Origin of the sequence: uncultured Luteimonas sp. (assembly GCF_947492465.1) — a bacterium.
Lineage (GTDB): Bacteria > Pseudomonadota > Gammaproteobacteria > Xanthomonadales > Xanthomonadaceae > Luteimonas.
The window spans coordinates 1-4,067 of record NZ_CANLNF010000020.1; the positions used below are offsets into that span (position 1 = coordinate 1).

Annotated in this window: 3 protein-coding genes and 2 pseudogenes; 2 read left to right on the forward strand and 3 right to left on the reverse strand. The window is 70.1% G+C overall.

Annotated elements, in window-relative coordinates:
* Both Q0863_RS18335 and Q0863_RS18340 read left to right on the forward strand, forming a co-directional pair.
* A pseudogene (locus tag Q0863_RS18335) lies at positions 1 to 504 on the forward strand (transposase); the annotation flags it as partial.
* A gap of 23 nt (positions 505 to 527) precedes the next feature.
* Positions 528 to 737, forward strand: a complete 210-nt coding sequence (locus Q0863_RS18340) for a hypothetical protein (protein WP_019186274.1) — start codon at positions 528 to 530, stop codon at positions 735 to 737.
* A 40-nt stretch (positions 738 to 777) separates the two neighbouring features.
* Here Q0863_RS18340 and Q0863_RS18345 read toward each other — a convergent pair whose 3' ends face one another.
* The 3 genes and pseudogenes from Q0863_RS18345 to Q0863_RS18355 all read right to left on the reverse strand — a co-directional run.
* Positions 778 to 2,232 (reverse strand): GntP family permease, encoded by a 1,455-nt coding sequence (locus tag Q0863_RS18345; RefSeq protein ID WP_019186275.1) that lies wholly within the window; start codon positions 2,230 to 2,232, stop codon positions 778 to 780.
* Between the two features lie 2 nt (positions 2,233 to 2,234).
* Positions 2,235 to 3,344, reverse strand: coding sequence for a patatin-like phospholipase family protein (locus Q0863_RS18350; RefSeq protein WP_019186276.1), 1,110 nt, complete (start codon positions 3,342 to 3,344; stop codon positions 2,235 to 2,237).
* A gap of 65 nt (positions 3,345 to 3,409) precedes the next feature.
* Positions 3,410 to 3,994: pseudogene (locus Q0863_RS18355) on the reverse strand (phosphoribosylanthranilate isomerase); the annotation flags it as partial.
* Positions 3,995 to 4,067 lie beyond the last annotated feature (73 nt).

Sequence of the window (4,067 nt, forward strand, 5' to 3'; positions counted from 1 at the left end):
GCACACGAAAGCCACAAGCTCGAAAAGCTGTGCCGCTACATCACGCGCCCGGCGATCAGCGAGCAGCGGCTGTCGATCTCACCGCAGGGTAGGGTGCGGTATCAGCTCACGACGCCGTGGCGAAATGGGACCACGCATGTCGAATGGGATGCGGTGGACTTCATCGCCAAGCTGGCGGCACTGGTCCCGCCAACTCGCGCGCATCTCACCCGCTTCCACGGCGTATTCGCCCCGAATGCAAACCTGCGCGCGCAGGTGACGCCATCGGGGCGCGGCAAGCGGCCTGCGGGCGATGCGGCGCCGGTTGACGCAAGCGCCCACGACGAGCCGCGCAGCCCCGAGCAGAAGCGCCGTGCGATGAGCTGGGCGCAACGGCTCAAGCGGGTCTTTTCCATCGACGTCACCACCTGCGCCCACTGCGGCGGCGCGGTGCGGATCGTCGCCAGCATCGAGGAACCCAAAACCATCCGCGCCATCCTCGCCCACTTCGAGAAACACGGCGCGCCCGCCTGGCGCATGTCACCCGCGTGCGTTTCGAGTGGCTGGCCACCGGCCGTGGCCCGCTGGCCTGGGAGGCGGATCCGGACGACATTCCGGCACTCGACGCCGAACTGGTCCACGACCCGCTCGAGCGACGCCTGCTGCAGGCGTTCCGCTGCGGCGGCCGCGAAACGCGGCGCCTGCTGCTGGGACTGGCCGACGCGCAGCTGGCCTCGATCCAGCCGCGCCGCGCCTGAGCATCGTGCCGGGCGGCGCCGTCACGCCGCGCACGTGCGCTCAGAACGACCCGAACATCGTCCCCAGCACGATCACCACCACCAGCGCCACGATCGAGCCGAGCACCGCGGTCACCGCGATGTCGCCGTAGCTGTCGCGGTGGGTGCAGCCGCACACCGCCAGCAGAGTCACCACCGCGCCGTTGTGCGGCAGGCTGTCCAGGGTGCCGGCGCCGATCACCGCCACCCGATGCATCAGCTCCGGCGACAGTCCGGTCTCGTAGGCGATGGCCATGAAAGTCGGACCCAGCGCATCCAGGGCGATGGTCAGGCCGCCGGACGCCGAGCCGGTGAGGCCGGCGAGGATGTTGGTCGCCACCGCCAGCGACACCAGCGGACCGCCGCCGATGCCCAGTACCCAGTCGCGCACGATCTCGAAGGCCGGCATCGCCGCGACCACCGCGCCGAAACCGACCAGGCTGCCCACCGCCAGGATCGGCAGCACCGAGGCGTTGGCGCCGGAGTCCATGCTCGAACGCAGCGAGGGGAAGCGGCGCAGGTTCAGCGCGATGGTGGTGGCGATCGCCGCGGCCAGCGCCACCGACACCGACCACACGCCCGCCACCTCGGACAGCGAGGTTTCGCCGAAGCGCGCGTACTGCAGGTAGGACACGTCCATCCGCGGCAGGATCAGCAGCGACATCAGCAGGTTCACCCCGATCACCACCGCCAGCGGCGCGAACGCAACCAGCGCCGACGGCAGGCCGCTGCCCTGGACGCCATGCGCCGCCTCGGCCGGATCGAAGGGCTGCGCCACCGCCGCGCGTTCGCGCACGATCTCGTCCTCGGCCACCATGCCGGCGTCGGGCGTGGCCAACTCGCCGAAGCCTTCGCCCGCCAGCCGCGCGCGACGTTCGGCGCGGGCCAGCCACCACAGGCCGAACGCCAGCATGATCGCCGAGGCGATCAGGCCCAGCCCGGGCGCGGCGAACGGCGTGGTGCCGAAGAACGGCATCGGGATCGCGTTCTGGATCGAGGGCGTGCCGGGCATGGCCGACATGGTGAAGGTCATCGTGCCCAGCGCCAGCGCCGGCGGCATCAGCCGACGCGGGATGCCGGCGCCGCGGAACAGCACCGCGGCCATCGGCACCAGCACGAAGATCGCCACGAACAGGCTCACCCCGCCGTAGGTCACCAGCGCGCCGGACAGCACCACCGCCAGCATCGCCCGCCGGGTGCCGAGCTTGGCGGTCATGAACGCGGCGATGGCCTCGACCGAGCCGCTGTCCTCCATCAGCTTTCCGAACAGCGCGCCGAGCAGGAACAGCGGGAAGAACTGGGAGATGAATCCGGCGGCGGCCGACATGAAGGTCAAGGTCCAGTGCGCCAGCAGCGGCTCGCCGGAGAACGCCGCCACCACCAACGCCGCGGCCGGCGCCAGCAGCAGCACGCTCCAGCCCCGGTAGGACAGGTACATCAACAGGCCGAGGCCGACCAGCATGCCCAGCAGTCCCATGCTCACACTCCTTCCAGCAGCACGTTCAGGTCGATCGATGAGCGCTTGCCCAGGTTGGCGCCGTCCTGCGCCAGGAAGGACTCGGCCACGCGCCGCCCCTCCTTGTGCAACATCTCCAGGAACGCCCACTCGGCGCTCATCTTCGACGAGGAATCCAGCACGGTGGCCAGGTCGTTGCGCACCAGGTGGATGCGCTTGCTCGCCCAGCGCGCGCCCTCGCAGTTGCCCACGTCGGCCACCTGGCGCAGCAGCGCGATCATGCGCAGTTCCTTGAGCAGGCCGGCGTTGAAGGAAATCTCGTTGATCCGGTTGAGGATCTCGCGCGCGCCGGTCGGCCGGTCGGGACGCTCGACCGGGTTGACCGCGACCAGGATCACGTCGTCCGAATTGCAGTCGCGCACCAGCGGGGTCATGGTCGGGTTGCCGGAGTAGCCGCCGTCCCAGTAGTACTCGCCGTCCACCTCCACCGCCTGGAACATGTTCGGCAGGCAGGCCGAGGCCAGCAGCACGTCCGGGCTCAGTTCGGCGTTGCGGAACACCTTGCCGCGGCCGGTACGCACGTTGGTGGCGGTGATGAACAGCTTGATGTCCGACTTCGACAGCGCGTCGAAATCGAGTGAGCGCTCCAGGATGTCGCGCAGCGGATTGACGCCGAACGGATTGAGGTCGTAGGGCGACCACAGCCGCGACACCAGGTCCATGGCCAGGAACGCCGGCGAGCCCTCCAGGCTCCAGCGTCCCATCAGCACGTCCAGCGGCCCGCGCTGCAGCGGACTGAAGCGCGCTGCGTCGGACACCGCGCGCCAGAACCGGGCCAGCGCCTCGCGCGCGCCCTGGCGACTGCCACGTTCGAAGCCATCGACCAGCACGGCCGCGTTCATCGCGCCTGCGGAAGTACCGGACACGCCATCGATCCGCAGCCACTCCTCTTCCAGCAAGCGGTCGAGCACGCCCCAGGTGAAGGCGCCGTGCGAGCCGCCGCCCTGCAAGGCCAGGTCGATGGACAGGAGTTCGGGCGGCGGCGCCGCACGGCTCTTGCGGCGCGGCGCCGGCTTGGACGCAGCGGTCTTCCTGGCCGGGGTGGCCTTGCGGGTGCGGGCCGGAGTGCTCATGGGTGGATCCGTAGGGACGGGGGAAAACTACAGGGACACACGCAGCGCGTAAAGGAAAACGCCGTTCAATCGGGACCGGTACCGTCGGCACGTCGCACTTCCGCCACGAAGCGGCGCATCTTCTCGCCGTCCTTGACTCCCGGCGCGACTTCGATCCCGCTGGCCACGTCCACCGCCCACGGCGAGGTGGCGCGGATCGCGTCGTGCACGTTGTCCGGCGTGATCCCGCCGGCCAGCACGAACGGCCGGTGCAGTCCGCCGGGGATCGCGCTCCAGTCGAACGTGTGGCCGGTACCGCCGGCTGCGCCCTTGCCGTGGCTGTCGAACAGGAAACCGTCGGCGTTCGGCCAGCGCTCTTGCAGCGCGGCCGCATCCCAACGCTCGCCCCCGCCCATCGGCACCGCCTTCAGCCAGGGCATGCGGAAGGCGCTGCAGAACGCATCCTCTTCGTCGCCGTGGAACTGCAGCAACGCCGGTCGCACCATGCGCACCACTTCACGCACCTCGGCCACGGTGTTGTCGCGGAACAGCGCCACCGCGCCGACCATCGGCGCCAGCGCCAGGCGCAGTTGCCGCGCCTCGGCCGCGCTGACCCGGCGCGGACTGCCTTCGGCGAACACGAAACCGACCGCGTCCACGCCCAGTTGGGTATAGGAAGTTCAACCGCCCTTTTTTGCGAGTCTGGCGGGTAGGAAGCGGCCGCGCAAGCGCCGCTTTGGGCAC